The organism is Frateuria defendens (assembly GCF_001182895.1).
In the GTDB taxonomy this organism is placed as follows: Bacteria; Pseudomonadota; Gammaproteobacteria; order Xanthomonadales; family Rhodanobacteraceae; genus Frateuria_B; species Frateuria_B defendens.
The window spans coordinates 1-23,482 of the sequence record NZ_LFQR01000077.1 but is presented as its reverse complement, the minus strand read 5'-3'; the positions used below and the strand labels follow the sequence as shown (position 1 = coordinate 23,482).

Annotated in this window: 20 protein-coding genes and 2 pseudogenes; 5 read left to right on the top strand and 17 right to left on the bottom strand. The window is 68.8% G+C overall.

Translation table 11 applies throughout. The features are described from left to right. Nucleotides 1–143: 143 nt before the first annotated feature. The 7 genes and pseudogenes from ACH65_RS11445 to folD form a co-directional block, all read right to left on the bottom strand. Nucleotides 144–1,667: pseudogene (locus ACH65_RS11445) on the bottom strand (DNA methyltransferase); the annotation flags it as partial. Between the two features lie 58 nt (nucleotides 1,668–1,725). Next, nucleotides 1,726–1,872 (bottom strand): annotated as a pseudogene (locus tag ACH65_RS19040) (helix-turn-helix domain-containing protein); the annotation flags it as partial. A 323-nt stretch (nucleotides 1,873–2,195) separates the two neighbouring features. Continuing rightward, a complete protein-coding gene (locus ACH65_RS11440; protein ID WP_049622726.1) occupies nucleotides 2,196–2,687 on the bottom strand; it encodes a GNAT family N-acetyltransferase in 492 nt (163 codons plus the stop codon). A 3-nt stretch (nucleotides 2,688–2,690) separates the two neighbouring features. Beyond that, nucleotides 2,691–2,963, bottom strand: coding sequence for a type II toxin-antitoxin system TacA family antitoxin (locus ACH65_RS11435; protein WP_049622725.1), 273 nt, complete (start codon nucleotides 2,961–2,963; stop codon nucleotides 2,691–2,693). 77 nt (nucleotides 2,964–3,040) lie between these two features. Further along, nucleotides 3,041–4,621: a glutamine-hydrolyzing GMP synthase gene (gene guaA, locus ACH65_RS11430; protein ID WP_049622724.1), complete on the bottom strand. Its 1,581-nt coding sequence runs from the start codon at nucleotides 4,619–4,621 to the stop codon at nucleotides 3,041–3,043. Between the two features lie 153 nt (nucleotides 4,622–4,774). Further along, nucleotides 4,775–6,232 carry an IMP dehydrogenase gene (guaB, locus tag ACH65_RS11425; RefSeq protein ID WP_049622723.1) on the bottom strand — a complete coding sequence of 486 codons (1,458 nt, stop codon included), beginning with the start codon at nucleotides 6,230–6,232 and terminating at the stop codon, nucleotides 4,775–4,777. Between the two features lie 306 nt (nucleotides 6,233–6,538). Beyond that, nucleotides 6,539–7,393 carry a bifunctional methylenetetrahydrofolate dehydrogenase/methenyltetrahydrofolate cyclohydrolase FolD gene (gene folD / locus ACH65_RS11420; protein WP_049622722.1) on the bottom strand — a complete coding sequence of 285 codons (855 nt, stop codon included), beginning with the start codon at nucleotides 7,391–7,393 and terminating at the stop codon, nucleotides 6,539–6,541. Nucleotides 7,394–7,460: 67 nt separating this feature from the next. Here folD and ACH65_RS11415 point away from each other — a divergent pair, with 67 nt between their 5' ends. Continuing rightward, nucleotides 7,461–8,027, top strand: coding sequence for a GNAT family N-acetyltransferase (locus ACH65_RS11415; protein ID WP_053096252.1), 567 nt, complete (start codon nucleotides 7,461–7,463; stop codon nucleotides 8,025–8,027). Between the two features lie 186 nt (nucleotides 8,028–8,213). Here the strand turns inward: ACH65_RS11415 and der are convergent, their stop codons facing one another. The 7 genes from der to ndk all read right to left on the bottom strand — a co-directional run bounded on the left by der (nucleotide 8,214) and on the right by ndk (nucleotide 15,063). Next, the gene (gene der, locus ACH65_RS11410; RefSeq protein WP_049622721.1) at nucleotides 8,214–9,617 is read right to left on the bottom strand and encodes a ribosome biogenesis GTPase Der; all 1,404 of its coding nucleotides are present in this window, start codon (nucleotides 9,615–9,617) and stop codon (nucleotides 8,214–8,216) included. Between the two features lie 19 nt (nucleotides 9,618–9,636). Next, nucleotides 9,637–10,848, bottom strand: coding sequence for an outer membrane protein assembly factor BamB (gene bamB, locus ACH65_RS11405; protein ID WP_049622720.1), 1,212 nt, complete (start codon nucleotides 10,846–10,848; stop codon nucleotides 9,637–9,639). Next, nucleotides 10,845–11,495, bottom strand: a complete 651-nt coding sequence (locus ACH65_RS11400; RefSeq protein ID WP_049622719.1) for a YfgM family protein — start codon at nucleotides 11,493–11,495, stop codon at nucleotides 10,845–10,847. Before ACH65_RS11400 ends, bamB begins: the two co-directional genes overlap by 4 nt. A 166-nt stretch (nucleotides 11,496–11,661) precedes the next feature. Continuing rightward, complete coding sequence (locus tag ACH65_RS11395; RefSeq protein ID WP_082190276.1) at nucleotides 11,662–12,669, bottom strand: helix-turn-helix domain-containing protein; 1,008 nt, start codon at nucleotides 12,667–12,669, stop codon at nucleotides 11,662–11,664. Continuing rightward, nucleotides 12,666–13,454, bottom strand: a complete 789-nt coding sequence (gene pilW, locus ACH65_RS11390; RefSeq protein WP_049622718.1) for a type IV pilus biogenesis/stability protein PilW — start codon at nucleotides 13,452–13,454, stop codon at nucleotides 12,666–12,668. The genes ACH65_RS11395 and pilW overlap by 4 nt, the downstream gene beginning before the upstream one ends. Beyond that, a complete protein-coding gene (rlmN, locus tag ACH65_RS11385) occupies nucleotides 13,444–14,595 on the bottom strand; it encodes a dual-specificity RNA methyltransferase RlmN (protein ID WP_049622717.1) in 1,152 nt (383 codons plus the stop codon). Before rlmN ends, pilW begins: the two co-directional genes overlap by 11 nt. A gap of 42 nt (nucleotides 14,596–14,637) precedes the next feature. Then, nucleotides 14,638–15,063, bottom strand: coding sequence for a nucleoside-diphosphate kinase (gene ndk / locus ACH65_RS11380; RefSeq protein ID WP_049622716.1), 426 nt, complete (start codon nucleotides 15,061–15,063; stop codon nucleotides 14,638–14,640). A gap of 238 nt (nucleotides 15,064–15,301) precedes the next feature. On the opposite strand from ndk, the gene ACH65_RS11375 reads away from it, so the two are divergent. From ACH65_RS11375 to ACH65_RS11365, 3 genes are all read left to right on the top strand, one after another. Beyond that, a complete protein-coding gene (locus ACH65_RS11375) occupies nucleotides 15,302–15,916 on the top strand; it encodes a TetR/AcrR family transcriptional regulator (RefSeq protein WP_049622715.1) in 615 nt (204 codons plus the stop codon). 64 nt (nucleotides 15,917–15,980) lie between these two features. Further along, nucleotides 15,981–18,368: a 3-hydroxyacyl-CoA dehydrogenase/enoyl-CoA hydratase family protein gene (locus ACH65_RS11370; protein WP_049622714.1), complete on the top strand. Its 2,388-nt coding sequence runs from the start codon at nucleotides 15,981–15,983 to the stop codon at nucleotides 18,366–18,368. Nucleotides 18,369–18,517: 149 nt separating this feature from the next. Next, entirely contained in the window at nucleotides 18,518–19,723 is a 1,206-nt protein-coding gene (locus ACH65_RS11365; RefSeq protein ID WP_049622713.1) for an acetyl-CoA C-acyltransferase, read from the top strand. A gap of 114 nt (nucleotides 19,724–19,837) precedes the next feature. Here ACH65_RS11365 and ACH65_RS11360 read toward each other — a convergent pair whose 3' ends face one another. The 3 genes from ACH65_RS11360 to ACH65_RS11350 form a co-directional block, all read right to left on the bottom strand. After that, nucleotides 19,838–20,992, bottom strand: coding sequence for a hypothetical protein (locus ACH65_RS11360; protein ID WP_153242573.1), 1,155 nt, complete (start codon nucleotides 20,990–20,992; stop codon nucleotides 19,838–19,840). 105 nt (nucleotides 20,993–21,097) lie between these two features. Beyond that, the gene (locus tag ACH65_RS11355) at nucleotides 21,098–21,859 is read right to left on the bottom strand and encodes an ABC transporter permease (protein WP_049622712.1); all 762 of its coding nucleotides are present in this window, start codon (nucleotides 21,857–21,859) and stop codon (nucleotides 21,098–21,100) included. After that, nucleotides 21,856–22,803 carry an ABC transporter ATP-binding protein gene (locus tag ACH65_RS11350; protein WP_237561500.1) on the bottom strand — a complete coding sequence of 316 codons (948 nt, stop codon included), beginning with the start codon at nucleotides 22,801–22,803 and terminating at the stop codon, nucleotides 21,856–21,858. Before ACH65_RS11350 ends, ACH65_RS11355 begins: the two co-directional genes overlap by 4 nt. 177 nt (nucleotides 22,804–22,980) lie before the next feature. Between ACH65_RS11350 and ACH65_RS11345 the strand changes: the two genes are divergently transcribed. Continuing rightward, nucleotides 22,981–23,482, top strand: a 502-nt coding sequence (locus ACH65_RS11345; RefSeq protein ID WP_202594192.1) for a GFA family protein, incomplete at its 3' end; no start/stop codon positions are given.

Genomic DNA, 23,482 nt, shown 5'->3' with positions numbered 1-23,482 from the left:
TGGAAGGGGTGCCCCCCCCCCCGAAAGAGGCCGCGCCATCCAGGCAAGGGACGCCGATGGGGAGAACCCAAGTCCCTGAGTCCTCCCGTTTTCTGTCACAACGATGGACGTCAAGACGGATAGATGGCTTGGATTGGGTTATTCAAACCGCTCTTCTGGCTCGTTGTCTGATCTTGGCTCCCCTTGTAGGGTGGATTGCCGCAAATATAGGTCTCGCCGCCTTCGTTCTGGAAGTCGATCTCGGCTTGGTCAAGGGGGGCCTGAAAGAGGTCGTCGGTCTGCACCTTCACGCCCGTTCCCGTCGGCGGGCAGATCGCCAGCCAGTCGAGGCGCAAGGCATTGCCGCAGGTGATCCAGTTCTCGTCGCGCAGAGGCAGGAACTCCGCCAACGCAAGTTTCTGTCCTCGGTAGAGGACGTCACACTGGTACTCGGCGATAACCAGTGCAAGACGCGCGATCTCCGCTGGGAAGTCGCGCAGCTCGATTCCACGGAAATTGGTGAGGGGGATGCCAGACGCGCGATCTGGTTCGCCGCGCCGCCGGTTGATCTCGGCCTCAATAGCGCGCATTTCTTTATAGGCAATGACCAGGAAGTTACCCGATCCGCAGGCCGGGTCGAAGACTCTGATCCTGGCGATGCGCTTGCGCAGATTGAGCAAGGTGCGCGGGTTGTCGCCCGCCTCTTCCAGCTTGGAACGAAGGTCATCAAGGAATAGCGGGTTCAGTACCTTCAAGATGTTAGGAACACTGGTGTAGTGCATGCCCAACTCGCCGCGCTCCTCGTCCTCAGCGACTGCTTGGATCATCGAGCCGAAAATGTCGGGGTTGATCTTGGTCCAGTCCAACCCGCCGACATGCAGCAGGTAGGAACGGGCGATCTTGCTGAACCGCGGCACGTCGTCGCCACCAGAGAACAACTGCCCGTTGACGTAGGGGAAGTCGTCGATATTGGCCCAACGTGGGAGTTTGGCGGCTGGTCGGTCCTCACGCCGGGTGTTCATGACGCGGAACAGCGTAGCGATGACCTCGTGAGTGTTGGCCGAGTCGCCCGCGCTCATCCGCGCGACGGTCTCGGTGAACTTGCCCTTGCCCCCAAAAATATCTGTGTCCTCGGCGAAGAAGCAAAAGATCAGCCGTGCCATGAACTTGTTCATGTCATGGCGACGCTCCGCAGTGCCCCACGCAGGGTTGTCTTTCAACAGTTCAAGGTACAGGCGGTTCAGGCGGCTGGTGGCCCGAATGTCAAAGGCGTTTTCGCTGATCTGACGAACGATGCTGATGCCCGCAAGCGGCAGGAAGAAGCCAAAGTGGTCGGGAAAGTCCTTGAAGGCACAGGCTACTGTCTCACCGCTGGCCAGGTCTTCGGCCTCGAAGTCCGCGCCGTCCGTGGCGAGGATGAACTTCGCCTTGGCCTTGGCCGTCGCCGGACTGGCCTTGAGGGAGGCCAGCGTCTGCGTCACCCGCCCAGCGTCGCAGGTCAGAATGTGGATGTTGCTGGTCTGAAGAACACCGCCGAGGTCGGACTTGTTCGATGCTCCGGCGCGAAGGCGCTTGATGGTCGTCGCCTTGTTACCGAACGCCTCAAGAAAGGCATAGGGAAACTCCGCACGGTCGAACGGCTGCTCCGCGAGATCGGTGATGGCTTGTTCGATTTCTACGGCATTCATGGGCGTGCAGCCCTCTCTCTGAGCGCGGCCGCCTGGCTGCTACTGTTCTGCGGGGTGCTCATGTCCTGTCCTGCGTTTTCTCGGCTATTTGCGCGGCAATCCAGCGATCCAGCTCGCTGCGACGAAACCGCCAGGTGCCACCCAGCTTGAATCCCGGTATCTCCCCCTGCTGGGCCAGCCGGTAAACCGTCTTCTTCCCTGCCTTGCAGACCATTGGTCGCGTAGGCGAAGCGCAATTTGAGCATTTCCGCGTATTCGCGAACCTGTTGCACGCCGTTCTCCGCCGGCAGGCCACTTTCCTTGGCTTCAACCACGGCAATAGGGAAGTCGCGGCGGTAGAGATGTAGTCCGGCTTGCGCACCTTCGCCCGACGCGCCTTGCCGCCGATCAGCAGGATGCCCCCGTCAGTGATCGGGCGCTGCTCACCAATGGCATATGGCTCCGCGCTCCAGCCGGCCTGCTGCAAGGCCGGCGTGACATGGATTCGGCAGGTATCGGCTTCGGTCAATGCCACGGTTTCATTCGCTTTCAAGAACTGCCGACAGGCAGATACAGCGTCAGCGCCGCACTGGCCGTGCGCCGAAAGCCAAAGCCCTCATAGAACGCTGCCGCCCGCTCATCCTTGGCATCCACGATCAACACGCGCACGCCCATCGTCTGCCGCACAGACACGGCCAGGTTAACCGCATGGCCCAGCAGCAACTGACCGTAACCTCTGCCCTGCTTAGTATTCGAGACGGCCAACCGCCCCATGCGGATGGCTGGCACCGGGTAAGCTGGCAGCCGCTTGCGGTCATCCTCACGCAACTCATGCAAATGCAATTGCGCGGCCGACAGCGAGCAATAGCCGAGAATCCGTACCGGTTCGGCATCGTCGATCAGGACGTGGGTCGTGGCAATACCGTCGCGCTGGTGCTGTCCAGCGCGACGGCGCAGGTAGTCGTCCAGCTCAGCTACGCCACAGGTGAAGTCTTCGCGGTTATGCCGACGCCCATCCAGGACGGTGAAGATCAGCGCCATGCCTCAGCGCTGTGTCAGCCGGGCGGCGGATTCCATCGCCTTCTTGAGGCGGGCATTAGGGTGGAATGGCGCGTCCAGAGCGTCCAGGAAGCGCCGCGACTCGGCTTCCGACAAGGTGACGACCGTATCCGCCGCAATGGCGGCATCCGCTTCGCGCAGCACGGCGTCACGGACGAAGGACGATATCGGCATGCCTCGCAGGGCGGCGGCTTTGGCGATACGGTCCTTGTCACGCAGCTCGAGGCGCAGGTCGAGACGGGCGGTCGCAGTGGTCATGGCTAGGCTCCTGTTTGTACGGAATTATACCGTACAACATGGTCGCCGTGCGCGCCGCCAGTCAGCCGCTGGACGGCTCACTCCCACTCAATCGTCGCCGGCGGCTTGCCGCTGATGTCGTAGACCACGCGGGAGACGCCGCGCAGTTCGTTGATGATGCGGCTGGAGACTTTGCCGAGGAAGTCGTAAGGCAGGTGCGCCCAGTGCGCGGTCATGAAGTCGATGGTTTCCACCGCGCGCAGGGCGATCACCCATTCGTAGGCACGCGCGTCGCCCACCACGCCCACCGACTTCACCGGCAGGAACACGGCGAAGGCCTGGCTGGTCTTGTCGTAGAGGTCGGCCTTGCGCAGCTCGTCGATGAAGATGGCGTCGGCGCGGGCCAGCAGTTCGGCGTACTCGGCCTTCACTTCGCCGAGGATGCGCACGCCCAGGCCCGGGCCGGGGAACGGGTGGCGGTAGACCATGCTGCGCGGCAGGCCGAGTTCCACGCCCAGGCGGCGCACCTCGTCCTTGAATAGTTCGCGCAACGGCTCGACCAGGCCGAGCTTCATGTGCTCGGGCAGGCCGCCCACGTTGTGGTGGCTCTTGATGACGTGGGCCTTGCCGGTCTTGCTGCCGGCCGACTCGATCACGTCGGGATAGATGGTGCCCTGCGCCAGCCACTTGGCGTTGCTGAGCTTGTGGGATTCTTCCTCGAAGATCTCCACGAACAGGTTGCCGATGATCTTGCGCTTGGCTTCCGGATCGGCCACGCCTTCCAGCGCCTTGAAGTAGCGCTCGGCGGCGTTGACGCGCACCACCTTCACACCCATGCCGCCCTTGTCGGCCTCGGCGGCGAACATCGCCATTACCTGGTCGCCTTCCTGCCAGCGCAGCAGGCCGGTGTCGACGAAGACGCAGGTGAGCTGGTCGCCGATGGCCTTGTGCAGCAGCGCGGCCACCACGGAGGAATCCACGCCGCCGGAGAGGCCGAGGATCACCTCGTCCTGGCCGACCTGCTCGCGCACGCGCGCGACCTGGTCCTCAATGATGTTGGCGGCGGTCCACAGCGTGCGGCAGCCGCAGATCTCGGTGACGAAGCGCTTGAGCAGCGCCCCGCCCTGCTTGGTGTGGGTGACCTCCGGGTGGAACTGCACGCCGTACCAGCGCCTGGCCTCGTTGGACATGGCCGCCACCGGGATGCGCTCGGTGGTGGCGGTGACGGTGAAGCCGGGCGGCGCCACGGAGACGTGGTCGCCATGGCTCATCCACACGTCCAGGCGCGGCGCGCCGACGTGGTCGCTCAGGCCCGCGAGCAGGGCGTCCTGCGCCACCACGTCCACCTCGGCATGGCCGAACTCGCGCTGGTCGGCGGCCTCGGTGGCGCCGCCGAGCTGGGCGGCCAGGGTCTGCATGCCGTAGCAGATGCCGAGGATCGGCAGGCCCGCGTCGAACACCGCCTGCGGCGCCGCCGGCGCGCCAGGCAGCGTGGTGGACTCGGGGCCGCCGGAGAGAATGATGCCCTTGGGCTTGAACGCGGCGATCTCGGCCGGGTCGTGATCCCAGGCCCAGATCTCGCAGTAGACGCCGAACTCGCGGATGCGCCGGGCGATCAGCTGGGTGTACTGCGCGCCGAAATCGAGGATGAGGATCTTGTCGCTGTGGATGTCGGTCATGGGCGGAGCCAGGGAATCGGGAATAGAGAATCGGGAATAGAGAGGGGGCAAGGCGCGATGGCGCGCCTTGCCCCGGAGGCTTCAGCGGGGGGCGTCAAGGGAACCGGAGGCGCTTTCACTATTCCCGACTCCCCATTCCCTACTCCCGACTCCTCAGGAATTGAGCCGATAGTTCGGCGCTTCCTTGGTGATCTGGATGTCGTGGGGATGCGCCTCGGTGACGCCCGCGCCGGTGACCTTGACGAACTGCGCCTTGCTGCGCACGTCCTCGATGGTCGCCGCGCCCACGTAGCCCATCGAGGCGCGCAGGCCGCCGATCAGCTGGTGGATGATGTTGCGCAGCTGGCCGCGGTAGGGCACGCGGCCCTCGATGCCCTCGGGCACCAGCTTGTCGGCATCGGCCTCGTCCTGGAAGTAGCGGTCCTTGGAGCCCAGCGCCATCGCGCCCAGCGAGCCCATGCCGCGGTAGCTCTTGTAGGAGCGGCCCTGGAACAGCTCCACCTCGCCCGGGGATTCCTCGGTGCCGGCGAACATCGAGCCCAGCATCACACTGGACGCGCCGGCGGCGAGCGCCTTGGGGATGTCGCCGGAGTAGCGGATGCCGCCGTCGGCGATCAGCGGGATGTCCTCCTTGAGCGCGCTGGCGACCAGGTCGATGGCGGTGATCTGCGGCACGCCCACGCCGGCCACCACGCGGGTGGTGCAGATGGAGCCCGGGCCCACGCCCACCTTCACCGCGTCGGCGCCGGCGTCACGCAGCGCCAGCGCGGCGTCGCCGGTGACGATGTTGCCGGCGATCACCTGGATCTGCGGGTAATGCTTCTTGACCCAGCTCACGCGGTCGATCACGCCCTGCGAATGGCCGTGCGCGGTGTCCACCACGACCACGTCCACGCCGGCCGCGACCAGCGCGTCCACGCGCGCCTCGGTGTCGCCGCCCACGCCCACCGCCGCGCCGACCAGCAGGCGCTCGTGGGCGTCCTTGGCGGAGCGAGGGTTGTCGCGGGCCTTCTGGATGTCCTTGACGGTGATCAGGCCGCGCAGTTGGAAGCCGTCGTTGACCACCAGCACCTTCTCGATGCGGTGCGTGTGCAGGAGCTGCAGCACCTCGTCCTGGCTGGCGCCTTCCTTCACCGTGACCAGCTTGTCGTGGCCGGTCATGATGTTGCGCACCGGGTCGTCGTGCTTGCGCTCGAAGCGCAGGTCGCGGCTGGTGACGATGCCGACCAGCTGCTCGCCGTCGACCACCGGCACGCCGGAGATGTTGTGCGCGCGGGTGAGCTGCAGCACTTCGCGGATCGAGGTATTCGGCCCCACGGTGATCGGGCTGCGGATCACGCCGGCCTCGAACTTCTTGACCAGCCGCACCTCGGCCGCCTGCTGCTCGGCGGTCATGTTCTTGTGGATGATGCCGATGCCGCCGTTCTGCGCCATGGTGATGGCGAGCCGCGCCTCGGTCACGGTATCCATCGCCGCGGAGACGATTGGAATATTGAGGCGCAGGTTGCGGGTGAGTCGGGTGGAGGTGTCTACGTCACGCGGCAGGACGGTGGAATGGGCCGGAACGAGGTAGACGTCGTCGTAGGTGAGAGCCTCGGCGAGAATGCGCATGGAAAAAGCCCCGCTGCAAAGATGAAATTATACGCGAGGACAAGCGTGCGGGCGAGTAGCCCGCGGTGCGTGCGGCAACTTGGCGGGGTGAGCATCGAGCTTCGAGCGGCGGCTGGCGGCCCGCCGTTCGCATCGCCGCGGCTACCGGCGCAAGGCTGTCCGGCGAGCGCGATACCTTGGCCAAAACGCGGCGGGACGCGGCAGCGCAAGGCCACGCAAGACACCGATGCACGGATGCCCAGGCATCGCGGCGGCCGTGACGCCGAGGCGGCGCCACTCCCTCGGCCGTCCGCTTTTCCCTACCCCTTACGCCCCGGCCGCCTCCGCGGCCTCCAGCGTGTTCTCCATCAGCGTCGCCACGGTCATCGGACCGACGCCGCCTGGCACCGGGGTGATCCAGCTGGCGCGTTCGGCGGCGGCGTCGAAGGCCACGTCGCCCACCAGGCGGCCGTCGTCGAGGCGGTTGATGCCGACGTCGACCACCACCGCGCCCGGCTTGATCCATTCGCCCTTGACCAGCCCGGGCTTGCCCACTGCCACGATCAGGATGTCGGCCTGGCGCACGAAGCTCTCCAGGTCGCGGGTGAAGCGGTGGCAGCAGGTGACGGTACAGCCGGCGATCAGGAGCTCCAGCGCCAGCGGCCGGCCGACGTGGTTGGACACGCCCACCACCACCGCGTGCTGGCCGCGCACGGGACAGTCGGTGTGGCCGAGCAGGGTCATCACGCCGCGCGGCGTGCACGGGCGCAGGCCGAAGCGGCGCAGCGCGAGGCGGCCGACGTTGACGGCCTGGAAGCCGTCCACGTCCTTGCCCGGATCGATGCGGTCGACCAGCGCGTCCTCGTCGATGTGCGGCGGCAGCGGCGACTGCACCAGGATGCCGTGCACGGCCGGGTCGGCGTTGAGGCGGTCGATCAGCGCGAACAGTTCTTCCTGGCTGGTGTCCTCCGGCAGGTCGTAGCCGAAGGACGTGAAGCCCACCTGCTGGCAGGCGCGGCGCTTGTTGCGCACGTAGACGGCCGAGGCGGGGTCGTTGCCCACCAGCACCACCGCCAGGCCCGGCTCGGACAGCCCCTGCGCCTTGCGCTCGGCCACGCGCCGACCGATCCGCTCCAGCAATTCCTGGGCGATGCGTTTGCCGTCGAGAATCCGTGCGCTCATGGAGAAGATCCGCCTGTAAAGTGAAACATTATCCCGTGCCGCCCTCGCCCCGCACAAACGCCGCATCATGCACGCAACGCCGCACGCACCGATCGCGCTGGAGCTTCCCGTCGCCGCCCTGCGGCTGCGCTGTTGGCGGCCGGAGGATGCCCCCGCGCTGTACGCCGCCGTGGACGAATCGCGCGAAGTCTTCCGGCGCTGGCTGCCGTGGTGCCGCGACGAGTATGCCGAGGCGGATGCCGCCACCCACATCGCCACCTGCCGGCGCGGCTGGGAGGACGGCACGCAGTACAGCTTCGGCGCCTTCGACGAAGGCGGCGTCCCGCTCGCCGCGATCGGCCTCGACCGCTTCACCGGAGACCGCGGCGCCAACCTCGGCTACTGGGTGCGCCGGTCGCGCCAGGGACAGGGGTTGTGTCCGTTGCTCGTGCGGGCCGTCGCGCACTTCGCCTTCGAGACGCTGCAACGGGTGCGGGTGGAGATCGTCGTCGCCGCAGGCAACCAGGCCAGCCGCCGCGCTGCCGAGAAGAGCGGCGCGCGCCTGGAAGGCATCGCCCGCCAGCGCCTGCTGCTCGACGGGCAGGCGCACGATGCGGCGGTCTACGCGCTGATCCCTTCCGACCTCGAGGGCTGACCGGCCGCCGGATCAGCCTGCGCCAAGTTAGCCGCCTTGCCGCCACGCCGTGCCGCAGGAACGCACTTGCGCGCGACCGCCGCACGGCGGCCTTGCCGCTACGTGGGGCTTGCCGCGCGCAGGCGCGCTCCTAACAGAAGAGCATCAGCGGGACCAGGACGCCTCGGCGAGAGAGAGGACGAGCCTTCAGCGCTTGCGCCGCTTCATCTCGCGGATCATCCGCTGGCGCTTGCGGATCTGGCCTTCGGTAAGCACGTTCTTCTTGCCGGCGTAGGGGTTCTCGCCCTCGCGGAACTCGATGCGCACCGGCGTGCCTTCGAGCTTGAAGCGCTGGCGGAAGAAACCTTCCAGGTAGCGCCGGTAGGCCGGCGCGATGTGCTTGGTGCGGCTGCCGTGGATCACGATGGTGGGCGGGTTGCTGCCGCCCGGATGGGCGAAGCGCAGCTTGGGCGCGTGGCCGCGCACCAGCGGCGGCTGGTAGCTCTCGTAGGCCTTTTCCAGCGCGCGGGTGAGTTCGGAAGAACCGAGCGTGCGCGTGGCCGAGGCGTGCGCACGCACCACCGCGCGCATCAGCTCGCGCAGGCCCGAGCCGTGCAGCGCGGAGATGAACACCGGCTTGGCCCAGCCGATGAACTGCAGGCGCCGCTCCAGCGCCGACACGCACTGCGCGCGCTGATAGGTGTCCAGGCCATCCCACTTGTTAACCGCCAGCACCAGCGCCCTGCCCTCGTCCAGCGCGTGGCCGATCAGGGTGAGGTCCTGGTCGGCCAGGTTCTCGCGCGCATCGACCAGCAGCACCACCACCTGGGCGGCGGCCATCGACTGCAGCGTTTTGATCACGCTGAACTTCTCGACCGCCTCCTCCACGCGCGCCCTGCGCCGCACGCCGGCGGTGTCGATCAGCGTGTAGCGGCGGCCGTCGCGTTCCAGCAGCACGCGGATCGGGTCGCGCGTGGTGCCGGCCACGCCTGAGACGATCAGCCGATCCTCGCCCAGCAGGCGGTTGATCAGGGTGGACTTGCCGGCGTTCGGGCGGCCGACGATGGCGACGCGGATGCTGTCGTCCTCGGCTTCCGGCTCGGCAGCCTCGTCGGTGTCCTCGGCCAGCTGCGGCAGGATCGCCGCCACCAGTTCCTCGACGCCACGGCTGTGCGCGGCGGACAGCGGCAGGGTCGCGGCCAGGCCGAAGGCGGCGAACTCGGCCAGCGCGCCCGGCACGTCGAGGCCGTCGGTCTTGTTGACGGCCACGATCAGCGGCTTGCCGCTGCGGCGCAGCTCGTCGAGGATGCCGCGATCGGGCGGCAGCAGGCCGTCGCGCGCGTCCACCACGAACACCACCACCTGCGCCTCGCCGATGGCCAGGCGTGCCTGCTGCGCGGTGAGCGCGTCGATACCGTCGGCGTCCTCGATCAGGCCGCCGGTGTCGACCACCACGAACGGCCGCGCGCCGGAGCGGCAGACGCCGTAGTGGCGGTCGCGGGTGACGCCCGGCATGTCCGCCACCAGGGCATCGCGGCTGCGCGTCATGACATTGAAGAGGGTCGACTTGCCGACATTCGGGCGGCCGACCAGGGCGACGACGGGCAGCATGGGAACCGGGCGCCCGCGGTCAGCGCACGGACAGACGGTAGGCGCCGATGCGTCCCTTCACGTCCTCGACGTACACGGTGTCGCCCACCACCAGCGGCTGCGCGCGGATGGCCTTCTTGGACAGCCGCTCGCGCGCGGCCAGCGCGCCGTCGCCGGTCTGCAGCCAGTGCACGTAGCCTTCCAGGTCGCCGACCACGACGTAGTTGCCCTGCACCGCCGGGCCGGTGAGCCAGCGGTACTTGAGCGCGTCGCTCTTCCACATGTCGGCGCCGCCGTTCTTGTCGAACGCCCACACCTGGGAGTCGTCGTTGACGCCGTACAGCGCGTTGCCGGTGGCGGCGATCGAGGTGAAGGTGGAGAACGGGCGGTTCCACAGCGGACGGCCGCTGGGGCCGTCCACCGCCACCAGGTTGCCGTGGTAGGCGGCGCCGTACAGCGTGCTGCCGTCGAGCAGGATGGCGCCGTCGGCATCGTTGAGGCGGTCGATCTCGGTGCGGCCTTCGCCGCCGGCGAGGGGCTGCTCCCAGAGCTTCTCGCCGTTGTCTTCGCGCAGCGCGACCAGGCGGCCGTCGTCGCTGCCCAGGAACACCACGCCGTTGGCCGCCAGCAGCGGGCCGTTGCCGCGCAGGCTGAGCAGCGGCACGGCGCCCTGGTCGTAGACCCAGCGGCGGACGCCGGTGGCGCGGTCGAGGCCGTACACGCGGCCGTCGGCCGTGCGCACGACCACCAGCGCGTTGGTGACCAGCGGCGCGGCCAGCACTTCGGTGCTCACCGCGGCGTCCCAGCGCGGACTGCCGTCCTTCGCGTCCACGGCGTACACATGACCGTCCAGCGTGCCGACCGCGACCAGGTCGCCGCCCACGCCGGGGCCGCCGGCATAGAGGGCGTCCTTGCGCTTCTTGTCGCCCCAGCCGAACCAACCGTGGGTGCGCGAGCTCTTCGACCACAGCGTCTTGCCGGAACTGGCGTCGAAGGCGGCAAGCTTGCCGTCGTTGCTGGCCGCGTAGAGCACGCCGTCGGCCACCGCCGGGCGCAGCCTGAGGCCGCTATCGCCCGCGCCCTCGCCCACGCTGGCGCGCCACAGGCGCGTCACCTGCACGGTCGGCTTGAAGTGCTTGTCCAGCGGCGTGGGCGGCTGCACGTTTTCCTTCTTGAAGGAATGGCAACCGGCCAGCGCCACCAGCGACGTCAGGGCGACCAGCATCGCCCGCTTCATAACCACAGATTTCATGCACCCTGCTTCCCGGCCACGGCCAGATCATCAAGTTTCATCTGCAAGGCGTCGCGCTGCGGCGCGTTCTCGCCCCCTGCCGCCAGGGCGGCCTGGTACGCCTTGCGGGCATCGTCCAGACGATTGAGCTTGACCAGCACATCGCCGCGTAGTTCCTCGCCCAGGGCGGCATAGAGCCCGCCCTGCACGCGGCCGACGGTCACCAGCGCATCGGCCGGCTTGGCCGCGGCCAGCTGCACGCGCGCCAGGTTGAGCTGCATCAGCGCCTTCAGCGCGGGATCGCCGGCGTGGCTCTCGGCCCAGTTCAGCGCGGCCTCGGCCTTGTCCAGTTGCTTGGCCTGCGCCTCGTGCTGAGCGAGCTCGCTGGAGGCGAACACGGCGGAGGGCGAGTCGGCATAGTCCTGCTGCAGGCGGCTGGTCAGCTGCCCGGCCTGCTCCCAGGCGCCCAGCGCGACGATGGTCTGCAGCTGCTGGTAGAGCTGGCCGGCCTCCGCCTGGTGCCGGGCCTGGTGGTTGCGCCACTGCTGCCAGCCGAAGATGCCGACCAGGCCGATGGCAATGCCGACGATGATGGACACGCCGTTCTGGCGCAGCCATTTGCGTACGATTTCGCCCTGCTCGTATTCGTCGTATGCCTCGAAAGCCATGCATTCTCACCATTGGGCGGGAACCGCTCCGCCTGCGACGGAGGGCTTTCCCGGAGCCGAAAAAATAAAGTGGACCGCGTCCGCCGCCTTCGGCGACGGACAAGCGGCAAGCATAACCGAAATGGGCCACCCATCGCCTGGCGATGGCCGGCGCGGGCCCGTGTGCTCAGGTGCCGGCGGGACGGGCCTTGCCGTCCTGCACCTGCACGCGAAAGTGGGCGACGTTGGAGCGGCGGTAGTCGTCGATCGCCATTGGCTCGCCGTCGAGGCTGACCTTGGCGCCCACCGCATTGCCGATGCGCACTTCGAGCGGCTGGTTGCTATGGTAGGTCTTGTCAGTGCCGGCCGGCAGCAGGCCGTACTCCAGGCGCGAGCCGTCGGCCGCGGTGACCTCCACCCAGCTCGCATCGCTCAGCGTCAGGTTCAGCGCGTGGCCGCCGGCGGCCGCGACGGCCGCCGGCGGCGCGGTGGCGAGCGGCGGCTTGTTGCCGGCCTCGCTGCCGCCCAGGCCCGGGAACGGCGCCATCGACGCCAGCAGCGGCTGCTCGTCCGCCTGCGGCGGGGCGATGCGCGGCGGCGGCGGCGGCAGCTGCACGGCCGTGGCGGCGGCCGCGCTGGCACTGGCGGCGGGCGCAGCCTGCTCCTGCTGGGCCACCGGCGCGGCATCGAGCGGCGCGAGGTGGCTCATGTCGCGGTCGAGCGTGCCGCGCACGCCGAGCCAGATCATCGGCACCACGATCACCGCGGTCAGCACCACGTAGGTGGCCGCCGTGGCGTAGCGCTCGAGCAGGTAGCGCGAATGCGAAATGCCGCCGGTGACCACCAGCGGCGGCGGCGCGGCGACCTGCTTCATGTGGTCGAGCTCGCTCTGCACCGCGGCTTCGACGCCAAGGTAGGCCGCGTACTTGCGGATGTAGCTGGCGAGGTAGACGGTGGAGTCGATGCCGGCGTGGTCGCCACTCTCCAGCTTGCGCAGCACGCGCACCGGTAGCTTCAGCGCGTGCGCGCAGCTGTCCAGGTCGAGGCCGCGCGCCTCGCGCGCGGCGCGCAGGCGACTGGCGAAACCGGTTTGCACGGTCTCGGCCGGTTGAGCATCCGAATTCACCGGGGCGGCGTCGAACAGATCCGTCTCGCGCGGACCGTGTCCGGCCTGATTGGACTGCTGGGATGTCATGGTCTGGCGGTGGCGTCGAGCGCATGGGCCTGCTCCGAATCCGGGAACTGGCTCTGCAGTCGTCTGCGGTAGTTGAGGGCAGCATCCTTGTTGCCCAAGCGGGATTCGATGTCGTGGCCGAGCTTCAGGGCCACGGGAGTGGGCCGCCCGAGCGCATCGTAGCGCTGCAGGAAAGCGTTGGCCCGGAATGCATCGTTATTCAGATAGAGCACGTTGGCAAGCTGCAACAGGGCTTCGCCGTTCTGCGGGTTGCGCTCGACCGCCCGGCGGAAGCTCGCTTCGGCGCCGGCACGATCCTGCACCCCGAGGCGGCACAGGCCGTCGTTGGTCCAGGCCACGTCGGGCGTCTGGTAGAACGGATCGGCGACCGCCCTGGCGAAATAGCTCTCGCCTTCCGCATAGCGGCCGGTCTTGCACAGGAAGGCGCCGAGGTTGTTGTTCGCGTCGCCCTTGGAGGGCTCCAGCTCCACCGCCCTGCGGTAATGCAGCTCGGCCTCTGGCAGCTTGCCGATGCGCTCGTACAGCACCGCGGCCACGGTGTGTGCGGGCGCGTAGTTGGGGTCGAACTGCAGCGCCTTGGTGAGCTTTTCCAGCGCGGTCTGCAGGTCGCCGTTGGCCATGTACTGCTGGCCCAGCTCGGTGTGGATGCGCGCCGCGTCGCGGCTGTCGGCGGCCTTGCTCGTGCGCGGCATGCGCGTGGTCAGCGTGTTGTTGCTGTCCGTGGTGGTGACGCAGCCGGCCAGCGCCAGCAGCACGCCGGCGAGCAGGAGCCGCTCAGGACGCATGCACCACGCCCTCTTCCAGACGCTTGCGGAATTCGGCCTGGCGGCGGGTGCGATCGAGCACCTGGCCCTTGAGCTGGCCGCAGGCGGCGTCGATGTCGTCGCCGCGGGTGCGGCGCAGCATGGTGAGGATGCCGGCGTTGAGCAGTTGGGTCTGGAAGGCGCGGATGGTCTCCGCGTCCGAGCGCTCGAAGCGCGTACCGGGGAAGGGATTGAAGGGGATCAGGTTGACCTTGCAGTTGGGCATGCGGCGCATGAACTTGATCAGCTGGCGCGCGTGCTCGGGCTGGTCGTTGACGCCCTTCATCAAGGTGTATTCGAAGGTGATCGAGGTGCGCGGCCGGCGCGCCAGCCAGCGCAGGCAGGCGGCGGTGAGCTCGGCCAGCGGGTAGCGCTTGTTGAGCGGCACCAGCTCGGTGCGCAGCTCGTCGTTGGCCGCGTGCAGCGACACCGCCAGCGAGACGTCGATGGCCTCGGACAGCTTGTCGATCATCGGCACCAGGCCGGCGGTGGACAGCGTGACGCGCTTGGAGGCCAGGCCGAAGCCGAGGTCGTCGCGCATCAGGCTCATCGCCTTGACCACGTTGTCGAAGTTCAGCAGCGGCTCGCCCATGCCCATCATCACCACGTTGGTGATGCGGCGGTTCTGGTGCGTGACGTTGCCCAGGTGCTTGGCCGCCACCCACATCTGGCCGATGACTTCGGCGGTGGACAGGTTGCGGTTGAAGCCCTGCGTAGCGGTGGAGCAGAACTGACAGTTGAGCCCGCAGCCCACCTGCGAGGACACGCACAGCGTGCCGCGGGTGGGCTCGGGGATGTACACCGCCTCGATCGCGTTGCCGCCGTCCATGCCGAGCAGCCACTTGTGGGTGCCGTCGGCCGCGCCCTTGTCGAACAGGGTCTTGGGCGGCCCCACGTAGCAGGACGCCTCGAGCTTGGCCCGAAGCGCCTTGCCCACGTCGGTCATGGCCTCGAAGTTGTCTTCCAGGTGGTGGTAGATCCACTTCATCACCTGCTCGGCGCGATAGGGCTTCTCGCCGATCTGCACGAAGAACTCGCGCAGGCCCTGGCGATCGAAGTCGAGCAGGTTGACCTTGCCGGCGGCGCCGGTCGGGTCCGATGGAGTGGCGGCAACTTGGCTCATGGTCGTTCGGTCGGAGCGGCCGTCACCAGCCGCTCACTCACATTACCTCGGAAAGACTTCCGTCGCAGCGAAGAAGTAGGCGATCTCCACCGCGGCCGTCTCGGCGGCGTCCGAGCCGTGCACCGCGTTGGCGTCGATCGACTCGGCGAAGTCGGCGCGGATGGTGCCCGGCGCGGCTTCCTTCGGGTTGGTGGCGCCCATCAGGTCGCGATGCTTGAGCACGGCGCCCTCGCCCTGCAGCACCTGGATCATCACGGGGCCGGAGATCATGAACTCGACCAGCGCGTTGAAGAACGGGCGCTCCTTGTGCACGGCGTAGAAGCCCTCGGCCTCCTTGCGCGACAGGTGCTTCATCTTGGCGGCGATGACCTTGAGGCCGGCCTTCTCGAAGCGGGTGTAGATCTCGCCAATCACGTTCTTGGCGACGGCGTCGGGCTTGATGATGGAAAGGGTGCGCTCCAGCGCCATGTGTTTCTGCTCCGGGATACGGGTATTCGAAAAGACGGGCGGGCTGGGCATTCCAGCCGGCGAATGTAGGACCAAATCCGACACGGAATGGGGATTTAGCTCACGAAAGTTTGACAGATTCTCCCCTGTACGCAAGCCCGCACGGGCTTTTGCCGCAGTGCGGTTTGACTGCCGGAAAGCCGCCCCCATATGATCAAACGATCGTTTGTTTGATTGTCCTCGCCAGGGTGCGCCTCCGTTGAACAGCTCCGCCTCCACCAAGGAACGCATCCTTTCCGCCGCCGAACTGCTGTTCGCCCGGCACGGCTTCGAGGGCGCCTCGCTGCGCCAGCTCACCGCGGAGGCCGGGGTCAACCTGGCCGCGGTGAACTACCACTTCGGCTCCAAGGTGCGGCTGGTGGAAGAGGTGTTCCGGCGCCGCCTGGACACGCTCAACGCCCGCCGCCTGGCCGCGCTGGCGAAGGTGGCCGGCCAGCCGGACACCACGCTGGAGGACGTGCTGGACGCCTTCATCCGCCCGGCGCTGGAGCTTTCCGGCGACAACGGCGGCGCGCTGTTCATGCGCGTGCTGGCGCGCGCCTTCGCCGAGCACGACGACACGCTGCGCCAGTTCCTGTCGGACAACTACGGCCACGTGATGCGCCAGTTCACCGGCGAGTTCGCCCGCCTGCTGCCGCAGCTCAGCAAGGAGGAGCTGTACTGGCGCATCGACCTCGTTTCCGGCGCCCTCACCCACGCGATGTCAGGCTTCGGCCTGATCCGCCGCCGCAGCGACGTCAGCGAGGCGGCGCACCGCGAGCAGACCATCGCGCACCTGATCCGTTTCGCCGCCGCCGGGCTCAGCCATCCCTAAGCACATCCCCGGCCCGCGGGCTTTCCCCGCTCAACCGTTCCTATCCGTACTTTCGGAGAAGCCAATGACCGCTGCACTGCCTCTCAAGTTGGAGCTACGCATCCGCAAGGCCGCAGTACTCGGGGCCGGCGTGATGGGCGCGCAGATCGCCGCCCACCTCACCAACGCCGGCGTCGAGACCGTGTTGTTCGACCTGCCGGCCAAGGAGGGGCCCAGGAGCGGCATCGCGCTCAAGGCGATCGAGAACCTCAAGAAGCTCTCCCCCGCCCCGCTGGCCGACAAGAACCTCGCCGCGGCGATCATCCCGGCCAACTACGACGAGCACCTGCCGCTGCTGGGCGAGGTGGACCTGGTGGTCGAGGCGATCGCCGAGCGGATGGACTGGAAGCTCGAGCTCTACCGCAAGATCGCCCCGCACGTCTCGCCCTCCGCCGTGCTCGCCTCCAACACCTCGGGCCTGTCGATCAACGGCCTGGCCGAGGCGCTGCCGGAGTCGCTGCGCCACCGCTTCACCGGCGTGCACTTCTTCAACCCGCCGCGCTACATGCACCTGGTGGAGCTGATCCCGACCCGGCTCACCGACGCCAAGGTACTGGAGGGCCTGGAAGCCTTCCTCACCACCGCCGTGGGCAAGGGCGTGATCTACGCCCGCGACACGCCCAACTTCATCGGCAACCGCATCGGCGTGTTCTCGATGCTGGCCACCATGCACCACACCGAGCAGTTCGGCCTCGGCTTCGACGTGGTGGACGCGCTCACCGGCCCGACCGTGGGCCGCCCCAAGAGCGCCACCTACCGCACCGCCGACGTGGTGGGCCTGGACACCATGGCGCACGTGATCAAGACCATGGCCGACACCCTGCCCGACGACCCGTGGCATGCGTACTTCAAGGCGCCGGCGTGGCTCGCCGGCCTGATCGAGCAGGGCGCGCTGGGCCAGAAGACCGGCGCGGGCTTCTACCGCAAGGCCGGCAAGGACATCGTGGTGCTGGACGTCGCCAAGCGCGACTACCGGCCGTCCGAGCAGAAGACCTCGGATGAAGTGGCCGCCATCCTCGCCATCAAGGACACGGCGGAGAAGTTCGCCAAGTTGCGCGCGTCCAATGATCCGCAGGCGCAGTTCCTGTGGGCGACCTTCCGCGACCTCTTCCACTACGCCGCCTACCACCTGGCCGACATCGCCGACACCGCGCGCGACGTGGACCTCGCCATCCGCTGGGGCTACGGCTGGAAGCTCGGGCCGTTCGAGACCTGGCAGGCCGCCGGCTGGCAGCAGGTGGCCGGCTGGATCGCCGAGGACATCGCCGCCGGCAAGGCCATGAGCCAGGCGCCGCTGCCGGCCTGGGTCACGGACGGGCGCAGCGGTGTGCACGGCAAGGGCGGCTCCTGGTCGGCCAGCGCGAACGCCGACAAGCCGCGCTCGCGGCACCCGGTGTACGCGCGCCAGCTGTTCCCCGATCCAATCCTGGGCGAGAAGTTCGACCAGGGCACCACGGTGTGGGAGAACGAAGGCGTGCGCCTGTGGACGCGGGGCGACGACGGCGTGGGCATCCTCTCGTTCAAGACCAAGATGAACACGGTCAACGACCACGTGCTCGACGGCATCCAGCAGGCCATCGACGTGGCCGAGCAGCAGCTCAAGGCCGTGGTGATCTGGCAGAGCGGCGAGCCGTTCTCCGCCGGCGCGGATCTGAAGGGCGCGCTCGGCCTGCTGCAGGCCGGCAAGCTCGACGCCTTCGAGGCCATGGTGGACAACTTCCAGCGCACCAGCATGCGCATCAAGCATGCGCTGGTGCCGGTGGTGGCCGCCGTGCGCGGCCTGGCGCTGGGCGGCGGCTGCGAGTTCCAGATGCACGCGGCGCGCACCGTGGCGGCGCTGGAGAGCTACATCGGCCTGGTCGAGGCCGGCGTGGGCCTGCTGCCGGCCGGCGGCGGCCTGCACGAGCTGGCCGTGCGCGCGGCGCAGGCCAACCCCGCCGATCCGTTCGAGTCCCTGAAGAAGGTGTTCGAGACGGTGGCGATGGCCAAGGTCTCCGCCAGCGCGCTGGAAGCCAAGCAGCTCGGCCTGCTGCGCGAGAGCGACGTGGTGGTGTTCAACCCCTACGAACTCCTCTACGTGGCGAAGAAGGTGGCCCTCTCGCTGGCCGAGAGCGGCTGGCGCCCGCCGCTGTACGCCCGCGCCATCCCGGTGGCCGGCGACGTCGGCACCGCCACCTTCCGCGCCTCGCTCGCCAACCTGCAGGCCGGCTACTTCGCCTCCGAGCACGACGTGGAGATCGCCCGGCGCATCGCCGACACGCTGTGCGGCGGCGCCATCGAGCGCGGCGCGCTGGTGGACGAGCAGTGGCTGCTGGACCTCGAGCGCAAGCACTTCGTGGAACTGGCGCAGACGGAGAAGACCCAGGCGCGCATCGCCCACACCATGACGACCGGCAAGCCGCTCAGGAACTGAGCATCGGGAATAGAGAATGGGGAATGGGCATGCGCCCTTCCCCGCCTTTGCCACCTATCCAGAGATCGCTAGGCCGGACTCGTGAGGAAGCTGGGATTGCCAACCGATTCCCCACTCCCTAATCCCGATTCCCGGCTTCGGAGAAAGCCATGACCAAGCAAATCCAGGCCGCCTACATCGTCGCCGCCACCCGCACCCCGGTGGGCAAGGCGCCACGCGGCGTGTTCCGCAACACCCGTCCCGACGACCTGCTCGCCCACGTGATCCGCGCCGCGCTGGCGCAGGCGCCGGGCATCGACCCGCACCGCATTGGCGACGTCGTCGTCGGCTGCGCTATGCCCGAGGCCGAGCAGGGCATGAACGTGGCGCGCATCGGCCTGCTGCTGGCCGGCCTGCCCGACACCGTGCCGGGCGTCACCGTCAACCGCTTCTGCTCCTCCGGCGTGCAGGCCATCGCCATGGCCGCCGACCGCATCCGCCTGGGCGAGGCCGACCTGATGCTCGCCGCCGGCACCGAGAGCATGAGCATGGTGCCGATGATGGGCCACAAGATCGCCATGAACCCGGCCATCTTCAACGACGAGAACATCGGCATCGCCTATGGCATGGGCATCACCGCCGAGAACGTCGCCACGCAGTGGAAGATCGGCCGCGAGGCGCAGGACGCCTTCGCCGCGCAGAGCCACGAGCGCGCGCTCGCCGCCATCGCCGCCGGCGAGTTCAAGGACGAGATCGCGCCGTTCCAGCTCGACGACCACTACCCCGACCTCGCCACCCGCGGCATCAAGACCGACAGCCGCCTGATCGACACCGACGAGGGCCCGCGCGCCGGCAGCTCGCCCGAGGTGCTCGGCAAGCTCAAGACCGTGTTCCGCAACGACCGCTTCGGCGGCACCGTCACCGCCGGCAACTCCTCGCAGATGTCCGACGGCGCCGGCGCCCTGCTGCTGGCCAGCGAGCAGGCGATCAAGGACTACGGCCTCACCCCGCTGGCGCGCTTCGTCGGCTACTCGGTGGCCGGCGTGCGCCCGGACATCATGGGCATCGGCCCCAAGGAGGCGATCCCCAAGGTGCTCAAGCAGGCCGGCATGACGCAGGACCAGCTCGACTGGATCGAGCTCAACGAGGCCTTCGCCGCGCAGTCGCTGGCAGTGATCAAGGACCTCGGCCTGGACCCCGCCAAGGTCAACCCGCTGGGCGGCGCCATCGCGCTCGGCCATCCGCTCGGCGCCACCGGCGCCATCCGCGCCGCCACGCTGGTGCACGGCCTGCGCCGCCGCAAGCAGAAGTACGGCATGGTGACCATGTGCATCGGCACCGGCATGGGCGCGGCGGGCATCTTCGAAGCGGTCTGACCGCTTCGCCGGCAAGGGGGCGACACGGCGCCATCGCTCATGGCGCCGTGTTCGTTTCAGGCGGATTCCCGCGGCCCCGCGATACAGCCGCCCGCGCCGTGCGAGACGAGGCGATCAGGGCGCATGCCGCCGCTGCACCGCCTCGCAGTCGGCGTAGAAACGCCCCGTGCGCGCCCTGGCCGTGACGGGTGCGATGGTGAAGCCGTAGCGGAGCGCGCTGCCTGGGCCCTGGACCCAGGCGCCCAGCGAATCCGTCGCGATCAGGCCCGCCAGCTGGGAGAACGGCAGCGGCCGGCTGAAGGCCACCGCGTCGTTGACCACGCGCGGACGCGCCGCCTGCCGCGGCCGCACCTCCTGGCGGCCGACCTCGAAGTACGAGCGCGCCTGGCCCGTCGCCAGCCGGCGCGCGCGGTCGGTGCCGACCACGTAGTACGCGGTGAGCGTCACCCCGTCCGGCGCGCACTGCAGCGCAACCTTGTTCTGGCCGCCGCGAACAACCTGGGTCAGGGTGAGTTCGGGCGAGCCGGGCGTCGGCTGGTAGGTCACGGCCAGCGGCAGGCGGCCGTTGTTGGCCACCCGCCAGGGAAACATCTGCTCGGCATCCAGCCACACGATGTCCTCGCGCGGCGGCGCGAGCACGTGCGCGAAGTATTCCGGACGCACGTCCATCGCCTGCAGGTAGGCCGCCAGGGCGGCCGGCGACGAGGCCCCCGCCTGCGCGTTGCCGGATCTCAGTTCCGGCAGCGCGGCCTGGTGCAGGCCGATGCGGTCGATGCCGGTCGGCGCCCAGCGGTACAGGCCGCCCAGGTAGGCGTAAGTGCAGGCATCCAGGCAGCGCGCCGCCCTCGGCGGCGAGAAGGAGCGCGAAGGCTTGCGCCACGCGCCCAGATGCGTCGCCATCCAGCCGGAGCGGAACAGCCGCCCCAGGGCGAGGCCCGCGGCGAGGTCGCCGCCCGGCGAGTCCAGGTAGATGTCCGAGCCGGCGGGAATCCGCCCCGCCTTCAGCAGCGCCTCGAAACGCTGCGGCGCGCCCACGTCGATGGGGCCGGCGAGATACACCTGCGGCACCTTCGCCACGGCGAGCGTCAGGCGGTCGCTCTTGACCTGGATGGTCATGCCGCCCGGCGGCGCCTCGTTCGCGGCCGCTGCGCGGGCGTGCCGGGCCTGGGCGGCGAAGGCGGGCGCCAGGCCCATCGCCGGCAGCAGCGCGCCGCACAGCAGACGGGAAATCCAGACCCGGCGCCGGGCATGTCGAGGGGCCACGTTCACGACGCATCCTGCCTGCAAAACCGGAAGTGTCGCCGGTTGCGGATGTCCTTTCCATGAACTTCGCGTCGCAGTCCGCCCCTCCGCCAGGGCGAACGCGCCCCGCCGTCAGGCGTATTCCCGCCGCCCGTAATCCCACAGCCCCAGCGCAGCCGCCACGCCGCCGGCCGCGAGGCCGGCCACGACGACGAACCACAGGTGCTCGCCCTTGCCGACGAAAACCTGCGCCGGCATCGACCAGGGAAACCAGTGCCCGAAGCGCTCGGACTGGCCGACCATGAACCCGACCACAGTGCCCGCGATCCCCACCGAGACCGCCGTGGTGAAGCTGCGCCAGCGCAGCGCCACCCACGCCTGCAGCGCAACGAGCAGGCCGGCCGCGGCGATGCCCGCCAGCGCGTGCCGCAGCAGCCATCCCCACGGTGCCGGCCCGGCCAGCCCATAGGCCGGCTGGACGTGCATCACGACCCAGCCCACCACCGGCGTCGCCACGCACAGCAGCAAGGTGGAAGCGGCCACCATCGCCGCCAGCACGCCGAGCTTGGCCGCGTAGTGCATCCAGCGCGGCACCGGCAGCGCCAGCAGATGCTTCCATTGCTGATTGCCGTGCTCCAGCCCCGCCAGCAGGGCTGCCTGCAGGGTCACGAACAGGGGCAGCATGAGGAAGTTCCACAGCACGAACATGCCCTGGCAGAACCGGATCCAGACGGCCTCGGACCCGCTCACGTCCGGCCGGTGCACCGTGGCGAAACTGAATTGCATCGCCACGATCAGCACGATCACCGCCGGCGCCAGCAGCACCAGCCACGCCGCCAGCGTATGCCGCAGCTTCACCAGCTCGGCGCGCAGCGCCCTTCCCAGCATGCTCATGCGCCCGCTCCCGGCCCGGTCAGTTCGAAGAACAGCGTCTCCAGCGAGCGCGGGCTGCGCCCGAAGGCATGGATCGCATGGCCCTGCTCCACCAGCCGGCGGTTGATCTCGTGGTCGGCGCGGCGCGGGGCGTTCACGCTCACCGTGTGCGCGTCCAGCGCCAGCGGGACTTCGCCCAGCCCCACCAGGCTGGCGCAGACCGCCCGCACGTCGCCGCAGCGGATGGTGAGCGGATCGCCGTACTGCGCACGCAACGCCTGCGGCGTGCCCTGGAACAGCAGCCGCCCCTGGTGCAGCACGCCGACGTGGGTGGCGATCTGCTCCACCTCCGACAGCAGGTGGCTGCTGAGGAACACGGTGATACCGAACTCGCTCGCCATCCGCTGCACCAGCGTGCGCAGCTCCACGATGCCGGCCGGGTCGAGGCCGTTGGTGGGCTCATCGAGCACCAGCAGGCGCGGCTGGTGCAGCAGCGCGAGCGCGATGCCCAGGCGCTGGCGCATGCCCAGCGAGTAGTCGCGCACGCGGCGGTCCGCCTCCGCGGAAAGGCCCACGATGGCCAGCGCCTCGTCGATGTGCGCCCTGGCGCCGTCCAACAGGCGCCGCGTGACCTCCAGGTTCTCGCGCGCCGACAGGTGCGGATAGAGCGAGGGCGTCTCCACCATCGAGCCGACGTCGCGCAACGCACGGCGGTCGTTCCATGCCAGGCGCTGCCCGAAGATGCGCACCTCGCCCTCGTCCGGCCGCAGCAGCGCCAGCAGCAACCGTATCGTGGTGGTCTTGCCCGCGCCGTTGGGGCCGAGGAAGCCGTACACGCTGCCCGACGGCACTTCGAGCGCCAGCCCGTGCACGCCGTGACGGCCCTCGAAGCGGCGCGACAGCGCCCGGGTCTCGATCGCCAACATCTCCTGCTCCGGCATCGCCGCCAGCGGCGGCCGTGCCATCAGACTAAACCACTCGCGGCGCCGCAATAGGCTTGAATGCACAATGACCTTTGGCCGCGCCTCGCGCGGGGCCGCGCTTCGCCTCGCGCCATGCGCGACGCGAAAGCCAACGTCCTTCGACAGCCCGTCCACAGGAGAACGCCGTGACGAACGCACGCATGCTCGCCGGCCAGTGCTATTGCGGTATCGTCCGCTACGCCGTGGCCGACGCTTCCTCTACGCTGCCTATTCTATTGCCACTGCTCGAACTGCCGGCGCGCCACCGGCTCGGCCTTCAAGCCCTTCGCCGGTATCGGGCGCGACAGGCTGGCCGTCACCGAAGGCGAAGAAAGCCTCATGTTCTACGGCGACGAAACGGCGCACGACGCGCACTGCAAGCACTGCGGCTCGCTGCTCTATTCGGTGGTGCGCGAGGGCGCCTACGTCCACGTGGCGATGGGCACCCTTCTCGACGAGCCGTCCATCCGCCCGACCCACCACATCTTCGTCGGCTCCAAGGCGGCGTGGTTCACCATCGCCGACGACCTGCCGCAGTACGAAGCGCACGCGGTGTGTCCGATCGCTAGACGCCTCGCCCGCCACGGTGTCGATGCGCACAACGGCACAGCGCAAGAACCGGAGTGCGCCACCCGTGCCGGCTCCCCCAGATTGACTCCCAGTCGGCATGGATGCCGACTCC